Origin of the sequence: Curtobacterium sp. MCBD17_035 (genome assembly GCF_003234815.2) — a bacterium.
Taxonomy (GTDB): Bacteria; Actinomycetota; Actinomycetes; order Actinomycetales; family Microbacteriaceae; genus Curtobacterium.
Genome location: NZ_CP126279.1, coordinates 1,960,257 through 1,985,278, shown reverse-complemented (window position 1 = coordinate 1,985,278; position 25,022 = coordinate 1,960,257). Strand labels below are relative to the sequence as shown.

23 protein-coding genes and 1 tRNA gene are annotated in these 25,022 nt (G+C 73.7%); 10 read left to right on the top strand and 14 right to left on the bottom strand.

What is annotated here, in order from left to right; all coding sequences use genetic code 11:
• Nucleotides 1-31: 31 nt before the first annotated feature.
• The 5 genes from DEI93_RS09385 to DEI93_RS09365 form a co-directional block, all read right to left on the bottom strand.
• Nucleotides 32-865: an ABC transporter ATP-binding protein gene (locus DEI93_RS09385; RefSeq protein ID WP_111120594.1), complete on the bottom strand. Its 834-nt coding sequence runs from the start codon at nucleotides 863-865 to the stop codon at nucleotides 32-34.
• Nucleotides 862-1,848 carry an ABC transporter permease gene (locus tag DEI93_RS09380; protein ID WP_111120595.1) on the bottom strand — a complete coding sequence of 329 codons (987 nt, stop codon included), beginning with the start codon at nucleotides 1,846-1,848 and terminating at the stop codon, nucleotides 862-864. Before DEI93_RS09380 ends, DEI93_RS09385 begins: the two co-directional genes overlap by 4 nt.
• Nucleotides 1,845-2,795, bottom strand: a complete 951-nt coding sequence (locus tag DEI93_RS09375) for an ABC transporter permease (protein WP_111009221.1) — start codon at nucleotides 2,793-2,795, stop codon at nucleotides 1,845-1,847. The genes DEI93_RS09380 and DEI93_RS09375 overlap by 4 nt, the downstream gene beginning before the upstream one ends.
• A 22-nt stretch (nucleotides 2,796-2,817) precedes the next feature.
• Nucleotides 2,818-4,335, bottom strand: a complete 1,518-nt coding sequence (locus DEI93_RS09370; RefSeq protein ID WP_111120596.1) for an ABC transporter substrate-binding protein — start codon at nucleotides 4,333-4,335, stop codon at nucleotides 2,818-2,820.
• A 72-nt stretch (nucleotides 4,336-4,407) separates the two neighbouring features.
• Nucleotides 4,408-5,325 (bottom strand): alpha/beta fold hydrolase, encoded by a 918-nt coding sequence (locus DEI93_RS09365; RefSeq protein WP_111120597.1) that lies wholly within the window; start codon nucleotides 5,323-5,325, stop codon nucleotides 4,408-4,410.
• Nucleotides 5,326-5,399: 74 nt separating this feature from the next.
• Here DEI93_RS09365 and DEI93_RS09360 point away from each other — a divergent pair, with 74 nt between their 5' ends.
• Entirely contained in the window at nucleotides 5,400-6,320 is a 921-nt protein-coding gene (locus DEI93_RS09360; protein ID WP_111025680.1) for a siderophore-interacting protein, read from the top strand.
• Nucleotides 6,317-7,228 (top strand): ABC transporter ATP-binding protein, encoded by a 912-nt coding sequence (locus DEI93_RS09355; protein ID WP_502868543.1) that lies wholly within the window; start codon nucleotides 6,317-6,319, stop codon nucleotides 7,226-7,228. Before DEI93_RS09360 ends, DEI93_RS09355 begins: the two co-directional genes overlap by 4 nt.
• Before the next feature lie 6 nt (nucleotides 7,229-7,234).
• Here the strand turns inward: DEI93_RS09355 and DEI93_RS09350 are convergent, their stop codons facing one another.
• From DEI93_RS09350 to DEI93_RS09330, 5 genes are all read right to left on the bottom strand, one after another.
• Entirely contained in the window at nucleotides 7,235-8,062 is an 828-nt protein-coding gene (locus DEI93_RS09350; RefSeq protein WP_111009216.1) for an SDR family NAD(P)-dependent oxidoreductase, read from the bottom strand.
• 19 nt (nucleotides 8,063-8,081) lie between these two features.
• A complete protein-coding gene (locus DEI93_RS09345; protein ID WP_111048845.1) occupies nucleotides 8,082-9,482 on the bottom strand; it encodes a dihydrolipoyl dehydrogenase family protein in 1,401 nt (466 codons plus the stop codon).
• Nucleotides 9,483-9,546: 64 nt separating this feature from the next.
• On the bottom strand, nucleotides 9,547-10,368 hold the full coding sequence (locus DEI93_RS09340; protein ID WP_111120599.1) for an arginase family protein: 822 nt from the start codon (nucleotides 10,366-10,368) through the stop codon (nucleotides 9,547-9,549).
• A gap of 53 nt (nucleotides 10,369-10,421) precedes the next feature.
• Complete coding sequence (locus DEI93_RS09335) at nucleotides 10,422-11,135, bottom strand: PspA/IM30 family protein (RefSeq protein ID WP_111013768.1); 714 nt, start codon at nucleotides 11,133-11,135, stop codon at nucleotides 10,422-10,424.
• Nucleotides 11,136-11,200: 65 nt separating this feature from the next.
• Nucleotides 11,201-13,114, bottom strand: coding sequence for a TPM domain-containing protein (locus tag DEI93_RS09330; protein ID WP_284158398.1), 1,914 nt, complete (start codon nucleotides 13,112-13,114; stop codon nucleotides 11,201-11,203).
• Between the two features lie 245 nt (nucleotides 13,115-13,359).
• Here DEI93_RS09330 and DEI93_RS09325 point away from each other — a divergent pair, with 245 nt between their 5' ends.
• A complete protein-coding gene (locus tag DEI93_RS09325; protein WP_111013770.1) occupies nucleotides 13,360-13,563 on the top strand; it encodes a hypothetical protein in 204 nt (67 codons plus the stop codon).
• A 232-nt stretch (nucleotides 13,564-13,795) separates the two neighbouring features.
• Here the strand turns inward: DEI93_RS09325 and DEI93_RS09320 are convergent, their stop codons facing one another.
• Nucleotides 13,796-14,818 (bottom strand): Gfo/Idh/MocA family protein, encoded by a 1,023-nt coding sequence (locus DEI93_RS09320; protein WP_111035928.1) that lies wholly within the window; start codon nucleotides 14,816-14,818, stop codon nucleotides 13,796-13,798.
• A gap of 9 nt (nucleotides 14,819-14,827) precedes the next feature.
• Nucleotides 14,828-15,298 carry a MarR family winged helix-turn-helix transcriptional regulator gene (locus tag DEI93_RS09315; protein WP_111120601.1) on the bottom strand — a complete coding sequence of 157 codons (471 nt, stop codon included), beginning with the start codon at nucleotides 15,296-15,298 and terminating at the stop codon, nucleotides 14,828-14,830.
• Nucleotides 15,299-15,384: 86 nt separating this feature from the next.
• Between DEI93_RS09315 and DEI93_RS09310 the strand changes: the two genes are divergently transcribed.
• Nucleotides 15,385-16,347, top strand: a complete 963-nt coding sequence (locus DEI93_RS09310; protein ID WP_258372349.1) for a quinone oxidoreductase family protein — start codon at nucleotides 15,385-15,387, stop codon at nucleotides 16,345-16,347.
• A gap of 39 nt (nucleotides 16,348-16,386) precedes the next feature.
• Here the strand turns inward: DEI93_RS09310 and DEI93_RS09305 are convergent.
• Together DEI93_RS09305 and DEI93_RS09300 are read right to left on the bottom strand one after the other, a co-directional pair.
• A tRNA-Arg gene (locus DEI93_RS09305) sits at nucleotides 16,387-16,461 on the bottom strand.
• Nucleotides 16,462-16,680: 219 nt separating this feature from the next.
• Nucleotides 16,681-17,283 (bottom strand): hypothetical protein, encoded by a 603-nt coding sequence (locus DEI93_RS09300; RefSeq protein WP_111013772.1) that lies wholly within the window; start codon nucleotides 17,281-17,283, stop codon nucleotides 16,681-16,683.
• Between the two features lie 115 nt (nucleotides 17,284-17,398).
• On the opposite strand from DEI93_RS09300, the gene argS reads away from it, so the two are divergent.
• The 6 genes from argS (at nucleotide 17,399) to thrB (ending at nucleotide 24,991) form a co-directional block, all read left to right on the top strand.
• Nucleotides 17,399-19,063: an arginine--tRNA ligase gene (gene argS / locus DEI93_RS09295; RefSeq protein ID WP_111120602.1), complete on the top strand. Its 1,665-nt coding sequence runs from the start codon at nucleotides 17,399-17,401 to the stop codon at nucleotides 19,061-19,063.
• A gap of 3 nt (nucleotides 19,064-19,066) precedes the next feature.
• Nucleotides 19,067-19,843: a hypothetical protein gene (locus DEI93_RS09290; protein ID WP_284158396.1), complete on the top strand. Its 777-nt coding sequence runs from the start codon at nucleotides 19,067-19,069 to the stop codon at nucleotides 19,841-19,843.
• 117 nt (nucleotides 19,844-19,960) lie between these two features.
• Complete coding sequence (locus DEI93_RS09285; protein ID WP_284158395.1) at nucleotides 19,961-21,511, top strand: diaminopimelate decarboxylase family protein; 1,551 nt, start codon at nucleotides 19,961-19,963, stop codon at nucleotides 21,509-21,511.
• Between the two features lie 41 nt (nucleotides 21,512-21,552).
• Entirely contained in the window at nucleotides 21,553-22,884 is a 1,332-nt protein-coding gene (locus DEI93_RS09280) for a homoserine dehydrogenase (protein ID WP_111009205.1), read from the top strand.
• On the top strand, nucleotides 22,884-23,966 hold the full coding sequence (gene thrC, locus DEI93_RS09275; protein WP_111009204.1) for a threonine synthase: 1,083 nt from the start codon (nucleotides 22,884-22,886) through the stop codon (nucleotides 23,964-23,966). Before DEI93_RS09280 ends, thrC begins: the two co-directional genes overlap by 1 nt.
• Nucleotides 23,963-24,991, top strand: a complete 1,029-nt coding sequence (gene thrB, locus DEI93_RS09270; protein ID WP_111013223.1) for a homoserine kinase — start codon at nucleotides 23,963-23,965, stop codon at nucleotides 24,989-24,991. Before thrC ends, thrB begins: the two co-directional genes overlap by 4 nt.
• Nucleotides 24,992-25,022: the final 31 nt, after the last annotated feature.

Genomic DNA, 25,022 nt, shown 5'->3' with positions numbered 1-25,022 from the left:
ACCCCCCTCCCGCCGCTCGTGGTGTCCTCGCTCACGGGGTCCTCCTCGCGGTGGCGGCGGCGGCAGCGACGAGCGCGGCGGTCGCGGGGTGCCGCGGCGCGGCCAGGAGGCCCGTCACCGGACCCGACTCGACCACTCGTCCCGCGTCGAGCACGACCGCGGTGTCGGCGATGCGCGCCAGGACGGCGAGGTCGTGCGTGACGAACACCAGACCGGTGCCCCGCTCGTCGGCGGTGCGGTCGAACAGCTCGAGGACCCGGGCCTGCGTCGTCACGTCGAGCGCCGTCGTCGGCTCGTCCGCGAGGAGGAAGGCCGGCTCGCCCGCGAGGGCCATGGCGATGCACACGCGCTGCCGTTGGCCGCCGGACAGCTGGTGCGGGTACTGCCGCAGCAGGCGCTCCGGGTCGGGCAGGTCGACCGCGACCGCCAGGTCCACGGCGGCCTGCGCGGCGGCGCGGCGGTCGAGTCCGCGGTGCAGCCGCAGCGGCTCCGCGATCTGCGACCCGACCCGCCGGATCGGATCGAGTGCCGTCCCCGGCTCCTGGAACACCATGCCGATCCGACGACCGCGGTAGCGGGCGTGCTCGCGGTCCGACAGACCGACGAGCTCGTCGGGGCCGAGGCGCACGCTGCCCGAGACGGCGGCATCCGGGGGCGTCAGGCCCATCACCGCCAACGCGGTCATCGACTTGCCCGACCCCGACGCGCCGATCACACCGACACGGGCCCCGGCGGGGACGGCGAACGAGACGTCGTCGAGCACGGTCCGCCCGCCGATCCGCACGGTGAGGCCGCGCACGGTGAGGTCCGCCGTCGCGCCATGACCCGGACCGCCGGCGTGCTCGGCGCGGTCGACGGCGGTCATGCGGTCCCTCCGTGGACCTCGACCGTGGCGTCGGCGGTGGCGGGCATCCCTGCGGGCGCAGGACGGGCCTCCCGGGCGTCGGCCGCACCGGCGGTCGCGCCGGTGTCGGCATCGAGGTCGCGCCGTCGTCCGGTCAGTCGTGGGTCCGACGCGTCGCGCACGGCGTCGCCGAGCAGGGACAGCGCGACGACGACGAGGGCGATCGCCGCCCCCGGCCAGGCCGCGCTCCACGGGTGCACGCCGATGTAGGTCTGCAGGTCGGCGAGGAGACTGCCCCACGAGGCGGTGGACGACGACGCGCCGTACCCGAGGTACGACAACCCGGCCTCGGCGAGCACGGCCGTCGCCATGGCGAGCGACAGCTGCACGGTGAACAGCGGTGCCGCGTTCGGCACGAGGTGGCGGAGGAGCACGCCGACCGGTCCGACGCCGGCGGCGCGTGCCGCGGTCACGTAGTCGCTCCGCGCGATGCGGCGGATCTCGCCGCGGGCGACCCGGGCGATCGTCACGCCGAAGCTCAGGCCGACCGACACGACGACGACGCCGAGCGAGCCGCCGAACACGGCCGTGAGGAGCATCGCCGTGAGGAGCGTCGGGAACGCGACGAGCACGTCGAGGAGCACGGCCATGCCCTCGCGGACCCACCGGCTCGTCAACGACCCGACGGCGGTCAGCAGCATCCCGACCACCGAGGCGATGACGCCGGACCCCACGGCGACCAGGACCGTCGTCCGCGCGCCCGCGAGCACGTAGCTCGCGATGTCACGGCCGACGGCGTCGGTGCCGAACCAGTGGGCGCCGCTCGGCGCTCGCCACTGGTGGAACGGGTCGGTGTCGAACGGGTCGTACGGCGTCCAGAACGACGCGACGACCGCGGCCACCACGAGGAGCCCGAGCACGACGACCGCCACCGCGCCGGACGGCCGGGTGACGAGCCGTCGGAGGAAGCCGTGCTCGCCCCGTCCCGCGGCCCGGGCGGTCACGCTGCCTCCCGGAGACGGGGGTCGAGGAGGCGGTGCGCCACGTCGACCGCGAAGCCCACGACGAGCACGAGCCCGGTGAGCACGAGGAGCTCGGACTGCACCTTCGTCAGGTCCCGGCGACCGACGTCCGTGACGAGCATGCGTCCGACGCCCGGCAGCGCGAACACCTGTTCCACGAGGACGGCGCCGACGAGCAGCCCCGCGATCTGCACGCCGAGGACCGCGAGCACGGTGAGCGCGACCGACGGCAGCCCGTGCCGCAGGAGCGCTGCCCGCCGGGTGAGCCCGACCGCCGCCGCGGTGCGCAGATGGTCGGCACCGAGGACGCCGAGCGTCGCGGAGCGCGTGAACCGGAGGACGACCGCACCCTCGACCGCGCCGATCGTCAGCGCCGGCAGGACGAGGGCGGCGAACGCGCGCCCCGGTTCGTGCCAGCCGTCGAGCGGGAACCCCTGGGTCGGCAGGAGCCGGAGCCGCACCGCGAACACGGCGACCAGGAGCATGGCGGCCCAGACGACCGGGATCGCGGCGACGGCCTGCGCCACGATCGAGATGACCACGCCGGCGGGTCGACGTCGGAGGACCGCGGCGACCACGCCGAGCGGCACCCCGAGCACGAGGGCGAAGAGCAGGGACAGGCCCGCGAGCGGCAGGGTGACGGCGAGCTTCTGCGCGATCTGCGGTGCCACCGCGCCACCCGTGACGAGGGAACGGCCGAGGTCGCCGTGCAGGACCCCACCGATCCAGCTGAGGTACTGCACGACGAGCGGACGGTCGAGCCCGAGTTGCCGACGGACGGCGGACACCTGCGCGGCCGACGCCTGCGTCCCGGCGACGACCTGTGCGACGTCGCCGGGCAGGACCCGCAGCGCGGCGAAGACGATGACGCTCGCGACGAGGAGGCCGACGGCGAGCAGGAGCAGCCGCCCGACGAGGAATCGGGTCACGGGGTCAAGCCTACGAGCGGCGTCACCCCGTGACGGCGAGCTTCGACAGGTCGAGTCGCGTGCTCGTCGAGTTCGTGGGGAAGCCGGTCACGCCGTGGCGGATGGCGGTGATCGTCGTCGCGGTGTAGAGCCACTCGCCCGCGGCGTCCTCGCTGACGATGCGGGCGGCCTTCCGCAGGTCGGCGTCCCGCTCGCTCGTGTCCGTGGTGGCGAGGGAGTCGGCGTAGAGCTGCTGCACCTGCGGGTTGTCGTACCCGAAGTAGTAGTCCGGGTTCGCCCAGTTGCCGAAGTCGCGCGACTCGGTGTGGTCGACCATGCTCAACTCGAAGTCGTGTTTCCCGAACACCTGGTCGAGCCAGGTGGTGAAGTCGACGCGCTTGACGTGCAGGGTGATCCCGACCTTCGCGAGCTGCGAGGTGAGGACGTCGCCAATCGTCGACGGGTAGATGTTCGCGTACGTGAGCGTGAGGTCGAGGTCGTGCTTCCCCGCCTCCTGCAGGAGCTTCCGCGCGTCGGCCGGGTCGTACGCATCGATGTCCGTCAGGTCCTGGTACCCCGGGTCGAGCGCCGGGATCGGTCCGCCCTGTTCGACGCCCGTGCCGCCGATGGCCTTGATGAGCGCCTTCGGGTCGATAGCCTCGCGGATGGCCCGCCGGACCCGCACGTCCGTGAACGGCGCCTCGCGGTCGTTGAAGGCGAGGGTGTACTTGTCGGTCGTCTCGCCGGTGTGCAGCGAGATGCCCGAGGCCCCCTGGAGCTGGCCCTTCAGGGTGCCGTCCACCGCCGTCTCCACGTCGAGGTCCCCGTTCGCCATGGCGTTGACGGCGGTCGACGCCTCGGTGATGTAGCGGAAGACGACCTTGGCCACCTTCGCCTTCGCGCCCCAGTAGCCCTTCCAGCGGGTGAACGTCAGCGAGTCGCCCTGCTTCCAGCTGCTGACCCGGAACGGCCCCGTGCCGATCGCGCTGTCGGAGCGGTCGTTGTGGGCGCCACGCTCGAGGACGACACCCGCGCGACCGGTCAGCGCGAACAGCAGGTTCGAGTCGGGACGGGCGAGCCGCACCACCACGGTGTGGTCGTCCGGCGCCGTGACGTCCGAGACCGACGCGAGGTCACCCGCGTCGACGTAGGTCGAGCTCGCGCGGAAGTCGTCGAGCGACCACGCGACGTCCGATGCGGTGAGTGGGGTGCCGTCCTGGAACCGGATGCCGTCGCGCAGCGTGAACGTGTACGTGCGACCGTCCGCCGACACCGACCGCTTCGACGCGAGCACGTTCCGGATGCCCCCGTCCTGCGTGCGTCCGACGAGGCCCTGGTACACGTTGTCGATGAGCACCTGGTCGAGCGCGGCGCCCGACTGCTTCCGGATGTCGAGGCTCGTGGGCTCGAGCACCAGGCCCACCCGGACGGTGGCGTCCCGGCCGCCGGAGGTGTCGTCCGACGCGCCGGAGCAGCCGGTCAGGGCGAGTGCCGCGGTGACGGCGAGTGCGGCGGCGATGAGGCCGGAGCGGCGCGGCCCGGAGCTGCGGAGCGGACGCATGTCGTGGGGGTTCCTTCCGTGCGGACGGCGGCGGTCGCCGCGGTGCGCTCGGACGAGCGTACCGGCAGGCGGTCACCGGGGGTTCGACGGCTCCCAACGCCGGAGCACGTCCGCGAGTTCCCGCGGCGCCTGGGTCTGCACCGTGTGTCGCGCGGGGACCGTGACGATCCGGGCCGACGGCAATCGCTCCGCGAACCGGCGGGCGAGGGCCGGGGACACGTAGCCGCGGTCCCCGCGCACGAGCAGGACGGGTACTGGGAGGGACTCGAGGTCGTCCCACGCGTCGGCGAACCGACCGATGTGCGCCGCCCCCGGTTCGAGGTGCGGGAAGTGGTGCCGCCGCACCCACCGGCCGTCGGGGGCGCGCCGGGTGGCGTGGCGGGCCTCCCGGGCGAGCGCGACGGGGTCGTCGCCGAGCCGGAGTGCCAGGGCCCGCACGACCACCTCCTCGAGGTCGGCGAAGTCGGGTTCCTCCTCGAGGGCGCGGACGATGCGGTCCACGGCGCGCTGGGTGAAGTCCGGTGACATGTCGAGCAACACGAGACCGGTCACGCGGCCCGGCGCGATCGCGGCGACGCGGGCGGCGACGATCGCACCGAGCGAGTGGCCGACGAGCACCACGGGGGGCGTGCCGAGCGCGTCGAGCGCGTCGACGACGGCCGGCGCGACGGTGTCCGCCGAGTAGACGGCGTCCGCCCGCCACGAGGACCGGCCGTGTCCGGGCAGGTCGACCGCGAGTGCCGGTACGCCGAGCAGCAGCGCGGTCGCGTCGAACGTGTGCGCCTCGAGTCCGACGCCGTGCAGGAACACGACGCGGACGTCGTGGGCATCCCGGGTCGCCGCGGTGGTGGCGCGCCAACGGACGGCGCTCACCGTGGCACCGTCGCCGACGGTCGCGGTCAGCCGGGAGGCGCGGAGCGGCTCCGTCACGCCGAGGTGCGCCGCGAGTGCGGGAAGGTCGCTGAACTCGTCGGGGTCGGGCTCGGTCACCCCGACATCCTGGCAGTCCGCCGATCACCTGCTGGACCGGCTGCGGTGATTTAGGTAAGGCATGCCATACTCGGATGGTGTCGACCCGGTACAGGACCTTCGCGGTGCGCGTCCTGCGCATCACGCCCCTCACGCCGCACTTCGTCCGCGTGACGCTGACGGGTGACGAACTCGCCGACTTCGCCGCCGTCGGTCTCGACCAGCGCATCAAGGTCGTCCTGCCACTGCCGCACGGTGGCTACGAGAGCGTCCCGGGCGACGACGCCGGGGACTGGTTCACCGCCTGGCGTGCGCTGCCCGACGAGCGCCGCAACCCGATCCGCACCTACACGGTCCGGTCGTTCCGGCCGGGCGCGCGCGAGCTCGACATCGACTTCGTCGACCACGGCGACATCGGACCGGCGTCGCGCTGGGTCGGTGGCGCCACGGTCGGTGACGAGCTCCGCGTCGTCGGACCGGTCGTCGCGCGGGGGACCCGCGCCGAGGCCGACACCGGACGGGGCGCCGCCGAGTTCGCACCCGGGAGCGCGCAGCGCGTCATGATCGCGGGCGACGAGACCGCCGCCCCGGCCATCTGCGCGATCCTCGAAGCCCTCGACGCGGGGACCGTCGGGCACGTCTTCATCGAGGTCCCGACCGAGGCCGACCGGCTCCCGGTGGCCGCACCGCGCGGGGTCGAGGTCACCTGGCTCCCGCGGAACGGCGCGGACCACGGCCTCCACATGACGGAGCAGGTGCGGTCGTGGGCGCTCGCACACCGGGCCTCCCGGGCTGCCGCGGCCGCGGCACCGGTCCTGGCGGACGTCGACGTCGACAACGGGATCCTCTGGGAGGTCCCGGACGACGACCGTGCCGACGACAGCGTCTACGCGTGGATCGCGGGCGAGGCCGGATGTGTCAAGGAGATCCGCCGCCACCTCGTCCGTGGTGCCGGCATGGACCGGCGCTCCGTCGCCTTCATGGGGTACTGGCGCCGCGGGCGCGCCGAGTGCTGAGCGGGACCACGACCGGCACACCGAGCCCGGTGCTCGCGGCGCGGGGGCTCACCCTCGCGTACGACGACCGCGTCGTCGTCGAGTCGCTCGACATCGACGTCCCGGACCGGGAGCTCACCGTCATCGTCGGGCCGAACGCCTGCGGCAAGTCGACGCTGCTCAAGGCGCTCGCGCGCACGCTCACCCCGACCGCGGGCACGGTGTCCCTCGACGGCCGGCCGATCCGCTCGTACCGGTCGAAAGCCGTGGCCCGACGCGTGGCGATGCTCCCGCAGACCCCCGTCGCGCCGGCCGGCATCACGGTGCGCGACCTCGTCTCGCGCGGTCGTTACCCGCACCAGGACCTCTGGCACCCGATGTCCGCGGACGACCGCGCGGCCGTGGACGCGGCGCTCGAGCAGACGAGCACCGCGGCGCTCGCCGACCGGAGCGTGGACGAGCTCTCGGGTGGCCAGCGCCAGCGGGTGTGGATCGCGATGGTCCTCGCCCAGCAGACCGACGTCGTGCTCCTCGACGAACCGACGACGTTCCTCGACATCTCACACCAGTACGACGTCCTCGAGCTCGCGGCCTCGCTGCACGCGGCGGGGCGCACCGTCGTCGCCGTGCTGCACGACCTCAACCAGGCCGCCCGGTACGCGACGCACCTCGTGGCCATGGACCGCGGGCGGATCGTCGCGCAGGGGCCGCCCGCCGAGGTGCTCACGGCCGACCTCGTCGAACGGGTCTTCGGTCTGCCGTGCGTCGTCGTCCCGGACCCGGAGACCGGCACGCCGCTCGTCGTCCCGCGCGCGGGCGCCGCCGCGGCCGCGCGCTCGGCCGCACGGGGCGCTGACGGCACCGGCGGGCGCGCCGCCTCGACCGTCCGTGGGGACGCCGAGTCGGCGACGGTCCGCGAGGCGGACTGACCCGCCTCAGTTCCAGCCGGGTACCACGGCCGCGAGTCGCTCCCAGAGCGCGGCACCCACGCGGTCGTCCCGGGCCTCGCGGGACAGCGTCCCGGCGTTGAGCCCGTCGAGGTACGTGCCGGGCCGCTCCTCGACCACGTCGTCGCCAGCGAGCCGGACGAGTCCGACCGCACCCGCCTCCGGCGAGAGACCGTAGTTCCCACCCGTCGCGAACGACATGAGCCGCATCGAGGGGGAGTCGGCCCCGAAGCCCGTCGCGACGAGCCCCGGGTGGTACGAGTACGCCGGGACGCCGGTGCGCTGGGTCCACTGCCGGGTCAGGAGGACGGCTGCGAGCTTGGCGGTGCCGTACGCGCGCCAGCCGCCGAACCAGGGTCGCCGCGCGCCGTCGAGGTCGTCGAGCACCACGTGCCCGAAGCGGTGCGCGAGGCTCGCGGTGACCACCATCCGACCGTCCTGTGCCGCGGTGAGCACGTCCGCGAGTGCGTTCGCGAGCACGAACGGCGCGATCACGTTGCGCTGCAGGGTCGTCTCGAACCCGTCGACGGTCCGCGAGCGGTGGGACACGAGGCCACCGGCGTTGTTGACGAGGGTGTCGAGGTCCGGGACCTCCCGCCGCAGGTCCGCCGCGAGGCCGTGCACGGCCTCCAGGCGGTCGAGGTCCGCGACGAACCGCGGCATCCCGAGTTCGTCCGCGATCCGGGCCGTGCGATCCGGGTCGCGCCCGATGACGACGACGCGATGGCCGTCGGCGACGAGGGCGCGCGCCGCGGCGGCACCGATGCCGGAGCTGGCGCCGGTGAGGGCGATGGTACGGGGGTGGTCGGTCCGCATGGCGTCGTCTCCGTTCCGACTACGGTCGGCCGAGGGTCTCGAGCAGTCGGAGCCAGATCTCGCTCATCGTCGGGTACGCCGGGACCGCGTGCCAGAGCCGGTCGATCGGGACCTCCCCGACCACGGCGACCGTCGCGGCCTGCAGCATCTCGGCGACGTCCTGCCCCACGAACGTGACGCCGACGAGCACATGGCGGTCCTCGTCGACGACGGCCTTCGCCCGTCCGGTGTAGCCGTCCGCCTGCAGCGCCGAGCCGGCGACGGCACCGAGGTCGTACTCGACCGCGCGGACGTTCAGGCCCTGCTGCCGGGCGGCCGCCTCGGTCAGTCCGACGCTCGCGACCTCCGGGTCGGTGAACGTGACCTGGGGGACCGCGGCGTGGTCGGCGGTCGCGACGTGCGCGCCCCACGGAGCGGTCTGGAGGGGCGTCCCCTGGAACCGGGCGGCGATCGCCTCGCCCGCCGCCCGGGCCTGGTACTTGCCCTGGTGCGTGAGGAGCGCGCGGTGGTTGACGTCACCGACGCCGTACAGCCAGTCGGTCCCGTGCACGAGCATCGTGTCGTCGACGTCGAGCCACGCGCCGGGGGTCAGGCCCACCGTCTCGAGGCCGAGCTCCGCGGTGTGCGCGGTCCGTCCGGTCGCCACGAGGACCTCGCTCGTGACGAGCGTCGAGCCGTCCTCGAACGTGGCGGTGACGAGCCCGTGCTCGTCGCGATCCACCCGGACGGGCGTCGCGCCGATGCGGACGTCGACTCCGAGCTCGCGGAGTGCGTCGGTGACCATCTCGCCCGCGAAGGGCTCCATCGCACCGAGGAGGCCGCCGCGGGCCACGAGGGTCACGGTGGTGCCGAACGACGCGTACGCGGTGGCGAGTTCGCAGCCGGCGACTCCGCCGCCGATGACGAGCAAGCTGTCCGGCGCTGACTGGGCGCTCGTGGCCTCGCGGGTGCCCCACGGCGCCGCGTCGGCGAGCCCCGGGATGTCGGGGAGCTGCGGGAGGGAGCCCGTGGCGACGGCGACGGCGGCACGCGCCCGGTGCTCGACGCCGTCGACCTCGATGGTGCGCGGTCCGGTGATGCGGGCGTGGCCGCGGATGAGGGCGATGTCGGCCGAGTCGAGCCACGACACCTGGCTGTCGTCCTGCCAGTTGCTCGTGAACCCGTTGCGGCGCGCGAACGTGGCCGCGGGGTCGACCGTCCCGGTGACGGCCTCCGCCGCGCCGCCGAGCCGCTGGGCGGCGCGGACCGCGTGCCCGCTGCGGAGGAGTGCCTTGGACGGCATGCAGGCCCAGTACGAGCACTCACCCCCGACGAGTTCCGCTTCGACGATGGCGGTGGACAGGCCACGCTTGTGGGCGTAGTCCGCCACGTTCTCGCCGACCGCTCCGGCGCCGATCACGATGAGGTCGTAGTCCGTCATGCCGCTGAGCGTACGCGAGACGGGGCGCTCCGCTCCGGGCGGGCTCCCGGCTGGTGCGGACGGGTCAGGAGATGCGTGCGGCGGCGGACAACGCCCCGACGACCCGGAGGATCACACCGAGGTCGTCGACGGCCCGGTCGGGATCCACCGGCGCGAAGCCGGTCAGCGCGGCGCCCACGAGGCGTCGGCCGTCCGTCGCGGCGGCGATGAGGTCGACGAGCGTCCCCCCGCCCAGACCGAACGGCACGGGTTCGAGCAGGCCGTCCACCTCGGACGGGTCGAGGACGTCGAGGTCGACGTGCACGAAGACGCTGTCGGCCCCGGTGGCCGTGACAGCCGCGCGGAGGGAGGCCGTGTCGGTGTCGTCCGCGTCGAGGGCGCGCACGTCGGCACGGGCGAGCGCCGCACGTTCGACGTCGTCGAGGCCGCGGGTACCCGCGATGACGACCATCGGCGCGGCGAACGTCACCGCCTCCGGGAACAGGTCGTCGGGGCGGTCGACCAGCAGGCGGACCGCGGCGGTCTCGGCGGCGACGGGCTGCGCGCGGTTCAGGGGCCGGAACCCGCTCGACCCGGACAGGCGGACCAGGGCGGTGGTCGGCGTGCACACGGCGGTCGCGCCGAGCACCACGGCGCCGTCCCCACCGATCGTGAGGACCGGCTCGGTGGCCACCCGGACCTCTTCGCTCACCGCCTCGGCGACGGAGCGGACCGCGGTGTAGCGGGCGACGGCTGTCTCGAGCCGGTCGCCGGCGCCCGCCGGGATCGGAACGGTCGTGGTGGCCGACCGTGGGAGGTCCGCGGCGATCGCGCTCGCGCCGTCGGCGAGTCGCATCGCGCGGGACGACGCCGAACCCTGCCACTGACCGACCACGAGGAACTGCACGTCCCCATCCTGTCAGTTCGGTCCGGCGTCGTCGCCGAGCGGGGCGGTGCGGCTCAGTGTCCGTTCTTCAGGGCCGCCAGTCGCGCCTCGACCTCGGCGTCCTTGCCGAGGTCGTCGAGGCTCTGGAACTGCGCGTCGAGGCTCGAGGCCTGGAGTTCCTGCTGCCCGAGCACCCGGGCCTCCTCGCGGCGGATCTTGTCCTCGAACCGGGCGAGATCGCTCGTCGGGTCCATGACGTCGATGCTGCCGATGGCCTCGTTGACGCGCGACTGCGCCTCGGCGGTCTTCTGCCGCGCGACGAGCTGGTCGCGCTTCGCCTTGAGGTCGACCAGCTTCTGCTTGAGCTGCTCGAGTCCGGACTTGAGCCGATCGACGACCTCCGTCTGCGCGGCGATCTGCGGTTCGGCGTCCTTCGCCTCCTGCTCGCTCCTGATCTGCCGACCGAGCGCGATCTTGGCCAGGTCGTCGAACTTGTCGGCGTCCGCGGTCTTGCCCTCGGCGCGGTAGCGGTCCGCTGCGGCACTCGCGCTCGCTGCCTTCTGGCCCCAGTCGGCGGCGGCGGCGACGTCCTCCGCGTGGTCCTGCTCGAGGAGACGGAGGTTCCCGATCGTCTGGGCGATCGCACTCTCGGCGTCGGCGATGTTGTTCGTGAAGTCGCGGACGAGCTGGTCGAGCGCCAGCTTGGGGTCCTCCGCGTTGTCGATGATCGCGTTGATGTTCGCCTTCGCGAGCTGCGCGATCCGTCCGAAGATGGTCTGCTTCGCCATGGTCGTGTCCTTTCTGGTGGTGGTGTCGTCACTGGTCCCGGAACGCCCGTGCGTCCGGTTGGTCATCAGAACCGGCCGCCGCCGGAGAAGCCGCCGCCGTACCCGCCGCCGAAGCCCCCGCCGCGACCGCCGAACATGCCGCCGAGCACGAGACCGGTCACGAGCCCGCCCAGCTGCGCGCCGTTCGAGCCGCCGCCGCCCGGCCAACCGCCCATGTCCTGGTCGGCCTCGTCCATCGCCGCGGCGGCGTACTGCTCGGCGGCGCGCGCTGCGCGGATCGCCGTGTCGGGGTCGGAGGTGGCGGCGCGCACGGCGTCGTCGAAGGCGCGCTCGGCCTCGGACAGGCGGGTCCGGGCGCGGGGCCCGATGCCGCCACGCCGCATCGAGATGAAGTCCCGTGCCTGGTCGATCCGGGCCCGGGCGTCACGGAGTGCGGCGTCGAGCGCGGCCGCGGCCCGCTGGCGGCGTTCCTCGCGCGACCGGGCGGCAGCGAGTGCGGTGTCGATGGCGGCGTTGACCTGCGTGAGGCGGTCGAGCGCACTGATCGGATCGCGGGGGTCGAGGTCTTGGCGGAGCACGGTCGCGGCGCGCGCGACGGCGGTCGTGACGTCCGGACCGGGGTCGCGGAGCGATCGACCGGCTGCGACGTCGGCCTCGACATCGGCACGGAGGGCCTCGACACGACCGGCGGTCTCGTCGAAGGTCCGAGGTGCGCTCGCGACGGCCCCGGCGAGCTGGGCGACCTGGGCGAGGGCGTGCTGCGCGTCGCGGACGGCGATCACCGCCTGACCACGGTCGCCGCTCGCGATGGCGTCCGTCGCGGCGCGTGCGCGCTCGTCGGCGTACGCGAGGACGTCGCGTGCTTGGTCAACGTTGCCGTCGACCGTCGCGATGGTGCGTCCGGTCCACCGGCCGCGCAGCGTGGTGAGCGTGGCGTCCGCGTCGGCGACCTGCCGTCTCGCCGTGGGCAGCGCGGCGGTCACCTGGGCCGCGTTCGCCTCGACGCCGTCCTCCAGTGCGCGCAGCGCGTCGAACGCCGCCGTCTGCTCGGCGAGCTCCCCGTGCACGCGGGAGCAGATCTCGACGATGCGCCGCGACCACGCGGCACGGTCGGCGGGGGAGTCCGGCACCTCGTCGTCGAGCTGCTGGCGGAGCGTGAAGGCCTCGCGCACCGCGCGTCGGGCGCGGTCGAGTGCTGCGGTGAACGGTGCGGCGGCGTCGGTGCCGAACTGTGCGACGGCGAACCCGACCTCTTGGTCGGCGCTGCGGATCTCGTCGTCGATGGTGACGAGGGCCACACCGGCACGACGCTCGAGGGCGGCGAGGTCCGCGGCCTCGGCAGCGGCGGCACGGGCAGCGCGGCGGTGGTTCCGGGCCCGGATGACGAGCACGAGGACGACGAGACCGACCACGACCACCGCGAGCACGACCCAGAGCCACGTCAGGTCGGGCGGTGCCTGGGTGGCCGCCAGTCCCTGCGCGAACGCGGTCGCGGCGCCGTCCCAGTCGTCGGCGCGCAGTCTCGGGACGAGGTCGTCGTCGGTGGCCGTCCGGACGTCGTCCTTCGAGAGGGTTGTGGACGTGTCCGACTGCGTGACGTTGTACACGCGATCGTCGACCGCGACGGAGAGCAGCACGCTGTCGGTGTCGAGCTGGTTCCGTTCGAGCGTCGCGCGTCCCCACGCCGCCTGGTCGGACGGGTCCGTGAACCGCGGCACGTAGACCACGAACAGCCGGGTGTGGGTCTGGTCGTAGAGGTCGTCGAGCGCTTTCCGGACCCGGTGCTCCTGGGCGGTGCTCAGGGCGTTCGCGTCGTCGACGACGTAGGCGCCGTCGAGGTCGACCGGTGCGGTGGCCGATGCGCCGGCGGCCGGCCCGAGGACGGTGAGCGCCGCGAGCAGCACGGTGACGAGCCCGGCGGCCCGACGAGCGTACGGGTGTCGTCCTCGTCGTGTGCTGCCGTCGCGGGTTCCGCGCATCCGTCCTCCTCGTGCCGCGGGCGGTGGGCCGCAGGACCCTGGGACCCCGGAGTCTAGCGAGCCGCACCGCTGGGTGGCCGTGTCGCCGGGCGGTCGGTGGACCGCGTCCGCGCGGGGTGGCGTTCGTACCCCGTCGGGGCGCGTCGCTCCTCCCGCGGGTCCCGGGCAGGACCTCCGGGTCCGGCGTCCATGTCCCCCGAGTTGGGAGTAGCATGGACCGGCATCGGCGACGAAGGGAGCGGGCAATGGAGCGAGCGACCAGGACAGAAGTCGTCCCCCTCGAGGACGGGTTCCACCGGGTGTCGACACCGGCGAGCGGTGTCATCGGGTTCGTGCGCGAGCGCGACGGGCGGTACGAGGTCCTCCGAGGACGGGTGCGTCAGGCGACGCGGTCCGAGGGGATGTACTCCACCATGAACGTCGCGCTCATCGCCCTGACCCACGCCTGATCGGGCTGACCCACGCCTGATCGGGCTGACCCACGCCTGATCGGGCTGACCCACGCCTGATCGGGCTGACCCACGCCTGATCGGGCTGACCCACGCCTGATCGGGCTGACCCACGCCTGATCAGCGGCCCCGTCGTCGTCGGCCCGCCCCGCTTCGTGCGGTGGTGGGCCGACGCCGTCCGGGCCCGTCGTCAGGGGCATCGGCGCGGGCGACGGTGTGGCGCGCGGCGGGATCACGTGCGCGCGAGCGCGACCTGTCGTCGGACCTCGTCGAGTGTGCGCATGAGCGTGATCGAGTCGTCGAGTGAGTGGACGGGGGAGTCCGTGCGGCCCTCGGTGGCCCACGCCGCCAGGGCGACGGCCTGCCAGACGAGTCCCTGCCGGCCGCGGAGGCCCGAGCGGTCGCGCCAGGCGTGCACGGTGTCCCCGAGGCGAAGCGTGAACGCGGCCGGGAACACGAAGTGCTCGGTGAACCGGACCGTGCCCTCGGTGCCCGCGATGGTCGGGAGCCCGTCGGTCGAGGCGAGCATGGTGGTCGTCACCGACGCTTGAGCGCCGGTCGCGCCGGTCAGCACGGCGACGGACTGGAGGTCCACCCCGCTTTGGCTGGTCCGTCCCGTCGCGTCGATGCGCACCGGTGCCCCCGTCGCGAACTGTGCGAACCACAGGCCGTACACGCCCGCGTCGAGCAGCGCGCCGCCGCCGAGCGCCGGGTCCGTGATGCGGTCGAGGCCGCCGAGGTCGTGCGGCCAGCCGACGTCGACGAGCGCGAGGTGGACCTCGCCGAGGTCGCCACGGTCGATACAGGCCCGGAGGACGGCCGACTGCGGCAGGTACCGCGTCCACATCGCCTCCATCGCGAGCACCCCTGCCGCTCGTGCGGCGTCCGCCACCCGGACGGCGTCTGCGGCGGAGGTCGTGAACGGCTTCTCGACGAGCACGTGCTTGCCGGCGCGGATCGCGAGGAGTGCCTGTTCGGCGTGGTGCACGTGCGGGGTCGCCACGTAGACGACGTCGACCTCGGGGTCGCCGACGAGGTCCTCGTACGAGGTGTGGGCCCGGGGCACGCCGTGCCGGTCGGCGAAGGCCGCAGCCCGGTCACGCGATCGTGATCCGACGGCGACGACGCGCTGGTCGGTGGCCGCGTGCAGGGCGGCGGTGAAGTCGTTCGCGATCTCCCCGGGCCCGATCACGCCCCACCGGAGGGCGGGGCCACCGCGGAGCGGAGGGACGTCGGGCTCGGGGAACGTGAACACGTGCCGAGCCTAGGGACGCGGTGCGGTCGGCACCAGCTCGACGCCGGTCGTCTCGGCCCGAGCGGCGAGCACCCGGGTGGCGAGCGTTCGGAGTGCGTCGCGGTCGTCCCGTCCGAGCGGAGCGACGATGTCCTCGACCTCCTGACCGAAGGCGGCCGTGACGCGGTCGACGACGTCGCGTCCGGCGGTGGTGAGTCGCACGTGGGCCATGCGTCGGTCCTCCCGGGACGGCACGCGCTGGACCAGGCCGCGCCGCTCCGCTCGGTCGACGAGTCCGGTGACGCTCGACTTGTCGAGGTCGAGCAGGGCCGCGAGTTCTCGCATGCCCGGTTCCCGGTCGCGGAGCACGCCGAGCAGGCGGGTCTGCACGAGCGACAGGTCGTCGGCGTCCGCGGTGCGGGCGAGCGTGTTCTGGACGAGGAACGACAGCTGCGCGAGTGCGTCGACGATCCCGAGGTCGGGGTCCGGAGCAGTGGTCACACGGACATCGTACTTGTGGTTGTACGTGGCGCCAACTAAACTGGTTTGTGCCACGTACCAAATCGGTGTGGCGCGAGGAGGAACCGATGCCCACCATGCACGCAGCCGTCGTCACCGCGTTCGGCGAGCCACCCCGGAGCGGTGCGGTCCCGGTCCCCGAACCGCGCTCCGGCCACGAGGAACTCGTCGACGTGGTCGCCGTCGGCCTCCATCCGCGCACTCGCTCGGGTGCGGCGGGTGCCCACTACACGAGCACCGGCGTCCTGCCGATGGTCCCCGGCGTCGACGCCGTCGGACGGCGTGCGGACGGGGCGCTCGTGTACTTCGTCGCGGACGACGACGTCATCGGGACGATGGCCGAGCGAGCCGTCGTCGACCGTCGTCGCTCCGTCGTCCTGCCGGACGGCATCGACCCGCTCCGCGTCGCCGCCACCATGAACCCCGCGATGTCGTCGTGGGTCGCGCTCCGCCGCCGCGTCCCCGTCCGCCCGGGACAGTCCGTCCTCGTGCTCGGCGCCACCGGCAGCGCGGGCTCCATGGCGGTCCGCATCGCGAAGCACCTCGGCGCGGGGCGGGTCGTCGCGGCGGGTCGGGACCGGCGTCGCCTCGACGCCCTCGCCGAGGTCGGCGCCGACAGCCTCGTGCAGCTCGGGGTACCGGCCGCCGACGCCGCGCTCGGTGCGGCGGCCGCTGACGTCGACATCGTGCTCGACTACCTCTGGGGCGCGCCGACCGAACAGGCGATCCGCGCCGTCCTCACCGCCAGGAGGGACCGGAGCGCCGCGCTCCACTGGATCCAGATCGGGTCCGTGGCCGGTCCCGACATCACGCTGCCGTCGGCCGTGCTCCGCGGCGCGGACCTCCGGCTGCTCGGCAACGGGCAGGGTGCGGTCTCGCCGGCGGGCTACCTGGCCGAGCTGCCGTCCCTCGTCGCGGAGATCGACGCGGGCGGCATCGTGGTCGAGCCCGTTCCCGTCGCGCTCGGCGAGATCGAGCAGGCGTGGGGTCGGGACGAGGAGCCGGGGCAGCGGATCGTGGTCGTGCCGTGAACGACGGACGGCCTAGCGACGGACGGCCTGAGCGACCGATGGTGCCCCCAGGAGGATTCGAACCTCCGCCCCTGCCTCCGGAGGGCAGTGCTCTATCCCCTGAGCTATGGGGGCCCGGGGTGCTCCCACCGTAGCAGGTCCCACGACCGCTCCCGGACACCGGTGACGCTGCCCGGGCAGCGGATGGACGACCCGCTCCGATCCGTCGCCCGCTGCTCGCCGTCGTCGACGTCAGCGCCGGGGCCGCGCCACCGCTGCGCGCCACGAGGCGGTCGACGGACTGTCCCCTGCCCGGCCCCGGAGGGCACGTGTCACATCGGCCTCTGAACCGCGCTACCCGGCCTGCGGCGTCGCAGACGCGCTCGCCGTGGCGGACGAGAGGGCCGTGCGGACCGCGTCGACGACCGGCTGCGCGTCGCCCGGCTCACCGAACACCGTCGACTCCACGTGGATCCAGTACGGATCCGTGAACGCATCGGCCCGCCCGATGCCCTTCCGCGCCTCGAAGTAGCCCTCGACGGTGTACGTCGGCACGCTGTTGCTGTCCTCGTACAGGGTGTCCTTGAGCTTCGTCAGGGTCGACTCCGGCAGCGAGGCGACCGCCAGCGTCAGACGAGCGCCGCCGCTGGCGTCCCGCCAGGTGCAGACGTCCCCGCGCTCCGCCGCGATGCCGGCCGCCGTGCTGCCGTGCGCCGGTGTCGCGTCCGTGTCGAGCGTGAAGGTCCGGCCGTACGTGGCGAGCACCTGCTCGGGCACCAGGGCCGCGCAGGGGACGTCGACGCGGGTGCCGATCGGCGCCGGGGGTGTCGAGGAGGACGTCGTCCCGCTCCGTCCGGCGGAGGACGCGTGGCCACCGGTGCACCCGCTGACGGCGAGCACGCTCGCAGCGGCGATCGCGACCGTGGTGATCGCCCGGACGAGGGTGCGGGAGGTCATCCGACCATGATGACGCACCCCGTACCCGACGCGCGAACCCCGCTCGCAGCGCGGCGCGCACGAGCCGTCGCCGCGGCGCGGACCGTGCGACGACGCCCCGGTAGACTCGACCGCCGTGACCCCAGCCGAACTCTCCGCCGCGTACCTGTCGCTCCTCGCCGGGATCGTCGAGCGACGGGGCGCCGCCGACACCGTCGTGGTGGGGGAGTCCCACGCGGCCCTCGAACGCCCCCGCAACCGGGCACACGGGGACTGGTCCTCGAACGCAGCCATGCAGCTCGCCAAGCGCCTCGGGACGAACCCGCGTGAGCTGGCCACCGAGATCGCCGGGGAGCTCACCGAGCTCGACGGCGTCGACGCGGTGGACGTCGCCGGCCCCGGCTTCATCAACATCACGCTCGAGGCCGCCGCCGCCGGAGCGATCGCGCGGACCATCGTCGAGGAGGGCGGTGCGTTCGGGCGCGGCGACCTCTACGACGGCGTCCGGATCGACCTCGAGTTCGTCTCCGCGAACCCGACCGGCCCGATCCACATGGGCGGCGTCCGCTGGGCCGCGGTCGGCGACAGCCTCGCGCGCGTGTTCACGGCGCAGGGCGGGCTCGTCACCCGTGAGTACTACTTCAACGACCACGGCGGCCAGATCGACCGCTTCGCCCGCAGCCTGCTCGCGAGCGCCCTCGGCGAGCCCACCCCCGAGGACGGCTACGGCGGTGCCTACATCACCGAGATCGCCGCCCGGGTCCTCGCCACCTTCGACGGCGACGTCGCCGACCTCCCGCGGGACGAGGCGCAGGAGCTCTTCCGGCGCGAGGGCGTCGAGTTCATGTTCGCCGACATCAAGGCGTCCCTGCACGACTTCGGCGTCGACTTCGACGTCTACTTCCACGAGAACTCGCTGCACGAGTCGAAGGCCGTCGAGCGCGCCATCGCCCGCCTCCGCGAGCTCGGGCACATGTACGAGGCAGACGGCGCCCTGTGGCTTCGCACGACCACGTTCGGTGACGACCGCGACCGCGTCGTGATCAAGTCCGACGGCGAGCCCGCGTACATCGCGGGCGACATCGCGTACTACCTCGACAAGCGCGAACGCGGGTTCGAGCGGAACCTCATCATGCTCGGCGCCGACCACCACGGCTACATCGGCCGGATGATGGCGATGTGCGCCGCCTTCGGCGACGAACCCGGCGTCAACCTCGAGATCCTCATCGGCCAGCTCGTCAACCTGCTCAAGGACGGCGAGCCCGTGCGCATGTCGAAGCGGGCCGGCAACGTCGTCACGATGGAGGACCTCGTCGACGCGGTCGGCGTCGACGCCGCCCGGTACGCCCTCGTCCGCTTCGCATCCGACACGGCGATCGACATCGACCTCGACCTCCTCGTCAAGCGCACGAACGACAACCCGGTGTTCTACGTCCAGTACGCCCACGCCCGGACGTGCGCCGTGGACCGCAACGCCGCGGCGAGCGGCGTGGACCGGTCGGTCTTCGACGGCTCGCTGCTCACCCACGAGACCGAGAGCGCACTGCTCGGCGCGCTCGCCGAGTTCCCGCGCGTCGTGCGCCAGGCGGCGGAACTCCGGGAGCCGCACCGCGTCGCCCGGTACGTCGAGCAGCTGGCCGGTCTGTACCACCGCTGGTACGACGCCTGCCGCGTGACGCCGCTCGGCGACGAACCCGTGACGGACCTGCACCGAACGCGCCTCTGGCTCAACGACGCCACGGGGCAGGTCGTCCGCAACGGCCTGACGATGCTCGGGGTCACCGCACCCGAGCGGATGTAGCGCGTGTCGGCAGCGACGGCGACCGCCGGCGGCGCTCGGGGCCGGCGCCGCGGGCGCCGCGTCGTCGTCGTCCTGGTCGTCCTCGTGCTGGTCCTCGCCGTCCTGGCGGTCGTCGCCGAGCTCGTCCTGCGGCACGTCGTCGACCGGACGATCGCCGACCGGATCGAGTCGTCCCTCCCGTCCGGCACGGCCGGCCACGTCGTCGCCGACGCGCACGGCGTGGTCATCCCGCAGCTCGTCGCCGGGCGACTCGACGACGTCGACGTCACGACGCACGACCTGACCGTGCGCGGCGTCCCGCTCGCGCTCGACGCCACGGTGCACGACGTGCCCGTGCGGGGGACGGGACGGACGGGTCGCGCCGACGGCACGGTGCGTCTCACCGCGTCCGCGGTGCGGCAGGCCGGCGTGCTCGACCAGGTGGCGGGGGACGTCCGTCTCCGCGACGGCGGCGTCGCGTACGCCGGGCGCACCCGCTTCCTGGGCACCGACATCCGGTACCAGGTCACGGCCGCGGTCGCCGCAGCGGCGAGCGGACGGGGCGTGACGATCACCCCACACCAGGTGCGCGTCACGAACAGCGCGCTCGGCATCGACGTCGGCGGCCGCATCCCCGGCGTCTCCGGGACGCCGGTCGACGTGTGCACGGCCCGGTACCTCCCGGCCGCGCTGCGTCTGCGGTCGATCGCGATCACGGCCTCGGCCGCCACGATCCGCATCGACGCCGCGCACGTGCCGCTGTCGGACGACGCGCTCCGCACGACCGGGTCGTGCTCCTGATCCCACGGGTCGGCCCGTCGTGACGCCCCGCGTCCACCCGGCCGGGAGGCCCGCCGCGGCTCGGTAGGCTGGACCGGCCCGGTGGTCCCGGGCCCCGTACCACCCCGGAAGGCCCCCGTGACCGGCAACCCCCTCGCCCCCGCACGTCTGTCCGTCCCCGACGACCCGAACGCCCTGGTCGCCCGCATCTGGCCGGCCTCGGCGACACGGACGGACGACGGTGACCTCGTCGTCGGCGGGGTCACCGCGTCCGATCTCGTGGCGCGCCACGGTTCTCCCCTGTACGTCGTCGACGCCTCCGACGTCCGCGCCCGGGCGGCGCGCGTGCGTGACGCGTTCGAGGACGCCTTCGCCCGCGTGGGTTCGACGGCGCACGTCTACTACGCCGGGAAGGCCTTCCTGACGACCCAGGTCGCCGCGTGGATGGCCGAGGCCGGCCTCCGCGTGGACGTCTGCACGGGCGGTGAGCTCGCCGTGGCGCTCGCGGGCGGCGTCGATCCCGGACGGCTCGGGTTCCACGGCAACGACAAGTCCGACGCCGAGATCGAGCGTGCCGTCGAGGTCGGACTCGGCACGATCGTGCTCGACAGCGTCGAGGAGATCGGCCGCGTCGCGCGGATCGCCGAGCGCGCAGGAGTGGTCCAGCGCGTCCGCATCCGGATCAACAGCGGCGTGCACGCCTCGACGCACGAGTACCTCGCCACCGCTCGCGAGGACCAGAAGTTCGGCATCCCCCTGACCGAGGCGGTCGCCGCGGGCCGGGCGGTCCGGGCGGAGCCGGCGTTGGCGTTCGTCGGGCTCCACTCGCACATCGGGTCGCAGATCTTCGACGAGGGTGGGTTCCGCGAGGCCGCCCGTCGCCTCGTCGAGGTCCACGCCGCCCTCGCCGCCGAGGGGCCCGTGCCGGAGCTCAACCTCGGTGGTGGCTGGGGCATCGACTACACCGAGTCGGACCGGGCGTTCGAGCCGGAGGACATCGCCGAGGCCCTCGCACGGATCATCGCGGACGCCTGCGCGGCACGGGACGTCCCCGTGCCGGTCGTCGCCGTCGAACCCGGGCGGTACATCGTCGGGCCGCCCGGCATCACGCTCTACCGCGTCGGTACCGTCAAGCCCGTCGAACTCGCACTCGACGCCTCGACCGCTGCACCGGGCGACGGGTCCGGAGCGGAGGACCCGGTGCGTGCCGAGGAGGCGCCGCACGGACCGGTCGAGACCGCCGAGCACCGTCCCCTCGGACCGACCGCCGTCCGGACGTACGTGAGCGTCGACGGGGGCATGAGCGACAACGCGCGGCCCGCGCTCTACGACGCGGACTACACGGCCCGGCTCGCCCGCACCTCCGACGCCGCCCCGGCCCTCGTGCGCGTCGTCGGCAAGCACTGCGAGAGCGGCGACGTCGTGGTGCGGGACGACTACCTGCCGGGTGACGTCCACCGGGGTGACCTGCTCGCGGTGGCGGCGACCGGCGCCTACTGCTGGAGCCTCTCGAGCAACTACAACCACGTGGCGCGCCCGGCGGTGGTGGCGGTGGCCGACGGCGTCGCCCGTATCCTCGTGCGGGGCGAAACGGTCGACGACCTGCTCGCCCGCGACGCCGGCCTCGTCCCGAGCGGCGGCGCCTTCGGCGGCCCGACCGCCCACGGCGTCCGCGGCGACGCATCCTGACCACCGTCCGCGCCCGACCCGCACGAGGTACACGAACCCCCATGATCGAATACCGCAACGTCCGCGTCGCGCTCCTCGGGGCCGGCTCCGTCGGCGCCCAGGTGGCGCGACTCCTGCTCGAGCACGGCGACGAGCTCGCGTCACGGGCGGGAGCGGGGCTCGAACTCGTCGGGATCGCGGTCCGCGACGTGGACGCGCCCCGTGACGTCGACCTGCCGCGGTCGCTGTACACGACGGACGCCGAGTCGCTCATCCTCGGCGCGGACATCGTCGTCGAGCTCATCGGCGGCATCGAACCGGCCCGGACCCTCGTGCTGCAGGCACTCGGTTCCGGCGCCGACGTCGTCACCGGCAACAAGGCGTTGCTCGCGACCCACGGGCCCGAGCTCTTCACGGCCGCCGAGCAGGTGGGCGCACAGCTCTACTACGAAGCGGCGGTCGCGGGGGCCATCCCGATCATCCGGCCGCTGCACGACTCGCTCGCCGGGGACCGCATCGACCGCATCATGGGCATCGTCAACGGCACGACGAACTTCATCCTCGACCGGATGGACCGCGAGGGCGAGAGCTTCGAGGACGCCCTCGCAACCGCCACCCGGCTCGGCTACGCGGAGGCCGACCCCACGGCGGACGTCGAGGGCTACGACGCGGCCCAGAAGGCCGCGATCCTGGCGTCCCTGGCCTTCCACACCACCGTGCCGCTGGCCGCCGTGCACCGCGAGGGCATCACCAGCGTCACGATCGAGCAGGTCCGCGCGGCCCGCAAGGCCGGCTACGTGGTCAAGATCCTCGCGCTGTGCGAGCGCCTGACCGACGCGGACGGCCGCGAGGGCGTGAGCGCACGCGTGTACCCGGCGCTCGTGCCCGAGGGGCACCCCCTGGCAGCCGTGCACGGCCCGAAGAACGCCGTCTTCGTCGAGGCCGAGGCCGCCGGCGACCTCATGTTCTACGGGGCCGGCGCGGGCGGCGTCGAGACCGCGTCGGCCGTGCTCGGCGACCTCGTGTCGGCGGCACGGCGGCACGTGATCGGCGGACCCGGTGTGGCGGAGTCGACGCAGTCGAACCTGCCGGTGTTCCCGATCGGCGTCGTCTCGACCCGGTACCAGATCACGATGCGCGTCACGGACGCCCCTGGCGTGTTGTCCACCGTGGCGGGGGTCCTCGCGCGGCACTCGGTCAGCGTCGAGACCGTCGAGCAGACCGTGGCCGGGGCTGCCCCGGCGTCGGACGCGGGCACCCCCGGGGCCACCGCTACATTGGTGATCGGCACGCACCGGGCCCGCGAGCACGACCTCGCGGCGACCGTGGTGGCACTCCGAGCCGAACCCGTCGTGGCCGCGGTCACGAGTGTCCTGAGAGTAGAGGGAGCCTGATGGCCCACCAGTGGCAGGGTGTCCTGCGCGAGTACGCCGACCGTCTCGACGTCACGGACGCGACCCCCGTCGTGAGCCTCGGCGAGGGCGGCACCCCGCTCATCCGGGCCCGCGCGCTGTCGGAGCGGACGGGCGCCGACGTGTACGTCAAGTTCGAGGGGATGAACCCGACCGGGTCCTTCAAGGACCGCGGGATGACCATGGCCATCTCGAAGGCCGTCGAGCACGGCGCCGAGGCCGTCATCTGCGCTTCGACGGGCAACACGAGCGCCTCGGCAGCTGCGTACGCCGCACATGCCGGCATCACCGCCGCCGTGCTCGTGCCCGAGGGCAAGATCGCGATGGGCAAGTTGAGCCAGGCGGTCGCGCACGACGCGCAGTTGCTGCAGGTGCAGGGGAACTTCGACGACTGCCTCGACATCGCCCGGGACCTCGCGGCGAACTACCCCGTGCACCTCGTCAACTCGGTCAACAACGACCGCATCGAGGGACAGAAGACCGCCGCGTTCGAGGTCGTCGACGTCCTCGGGGACGCGCCCGACTTCCACTTCCTGCCGGTGGGCAACGCGGGCAACTACACCGCCTACGCGCGCGGCTACCGCGAGGACCTGGCCGCCGGACGGACGACCCGGCTGCCGCGCATGTTCGGTTTCCAGGCGGCAGGCGCCGCGCCGATCGTCCGTGGTGAGGTCGTCAAGCACCCGGAGACCGTCGCGAGCGCGATCCGGATCGGGAACCCGGCCTCCTGGCAGTTCGCGCTGGAGGCCCGCGAGGAGACCGACGGACACTTCGGCGCGATCGAGGACGACGCGATCCTCGCCGCGCAGCGGATCCTGTCCGCCGAGGTCGGCGTGTTCGTGGAGCCGGCGTCCGCCATCAGCGTCGCCGGACTGCTCCAGCAGGCCGAGGCCGGCGCGGTCCCGCGTGGCGCGCGCGTCGTCCTCACCGTGACCGGCCACGGTCTCAAGGACCCGCAGTGGGCGTTGCGCGGCCCCGAGGGCACCGACGTCACGCCGACGACCGTGCCCGTGGACACCGCGGCCGTGGCGGACGTGCTCGGCCTGGTCGGGGCGCCTCGGTGAGCGCGGACCGCCCCGGACACGATCGGCAGGAGACGCCGTCCCGGTCCGGCGGCGGTCTCCGAACTGCACCGGCCGGACGGACCGTCGTCGTCCGTGTCCCCGCCACCACGGCGAACCTCGGGCCCGGGTTCGACTCGCTCGGGCTCGCCCTGTCGTTGTACGACGAGGTCACGGTCCGGGTGCTGCCCGAGCCGGGGCTCGTCGTGTCGGTGTCGGGCGTCGGCGCCGGCGAGGTACCGGAGGACGAGACGAACCTGGTCGTGCGAGCGGTCCGTCACGGGTTCGCGGCAGCCGGCGTCGAGCAGCCCGGACTCGAACTCCGCGCCACGAACGCGATCCCGCACGGTCGCGGGCTCGGTTCGTCGGCGGCCGCGATCGTCGCCGGGCTCATGGCGGCGCGGGGCCTGCTCGACGGCGTCACCGAGCTCTCCGCGTCCACGATGCTCGCCGTCGCGACCGAGATGGAGGGGCATCCGGACAACGTCGCCCCGGCGCTCTTCGGTGGTCTCACGATCGCGTGGATGACACCCGACGGGCCGGCGTACAAGCGCCTCCTCGTGCACCGCGGGGTGTCACCGGTGGTGTTCGTCCCCACGTCGACGCTCTCGACCAAGCTGGCGAGGAGCCTCCAGCCCGCATCCGTGCCCCATGCCGACGCTGCCTTCAACGTGTCGCGGTCGGCGTTGCTCGTCGCCGCCCTCATCCAGAGCCCGGAGCTGCTGCTCGCGGCGACGGAGGACCGCCTCCACCAGAGCTACCGCGCGAGCGCCATGCCCGAGACCGACGGGCTGATCCGGATGCTCCGCGAGCACGAGCTCGCGGCGGTCGTCAGCGGGGCCGGACCGAGCCTCCTCGTGCTCGGGAGCGACCCGGCGCAGCGCCTCCGGGCGGCCGATCTCGTGGCGCGACACGCGCACACGTCCTGGACGCCGCTCATGCTCGCCGTCGACCTCGGAGGTGCTACAGTGGTGCCGCACCCGGCCCCAGGGGCGAATGTGCCGCTCGTCGTACCCGTCTCGAAGTGATCGCGAACAACCCGATCGCCCGCGTCTGACG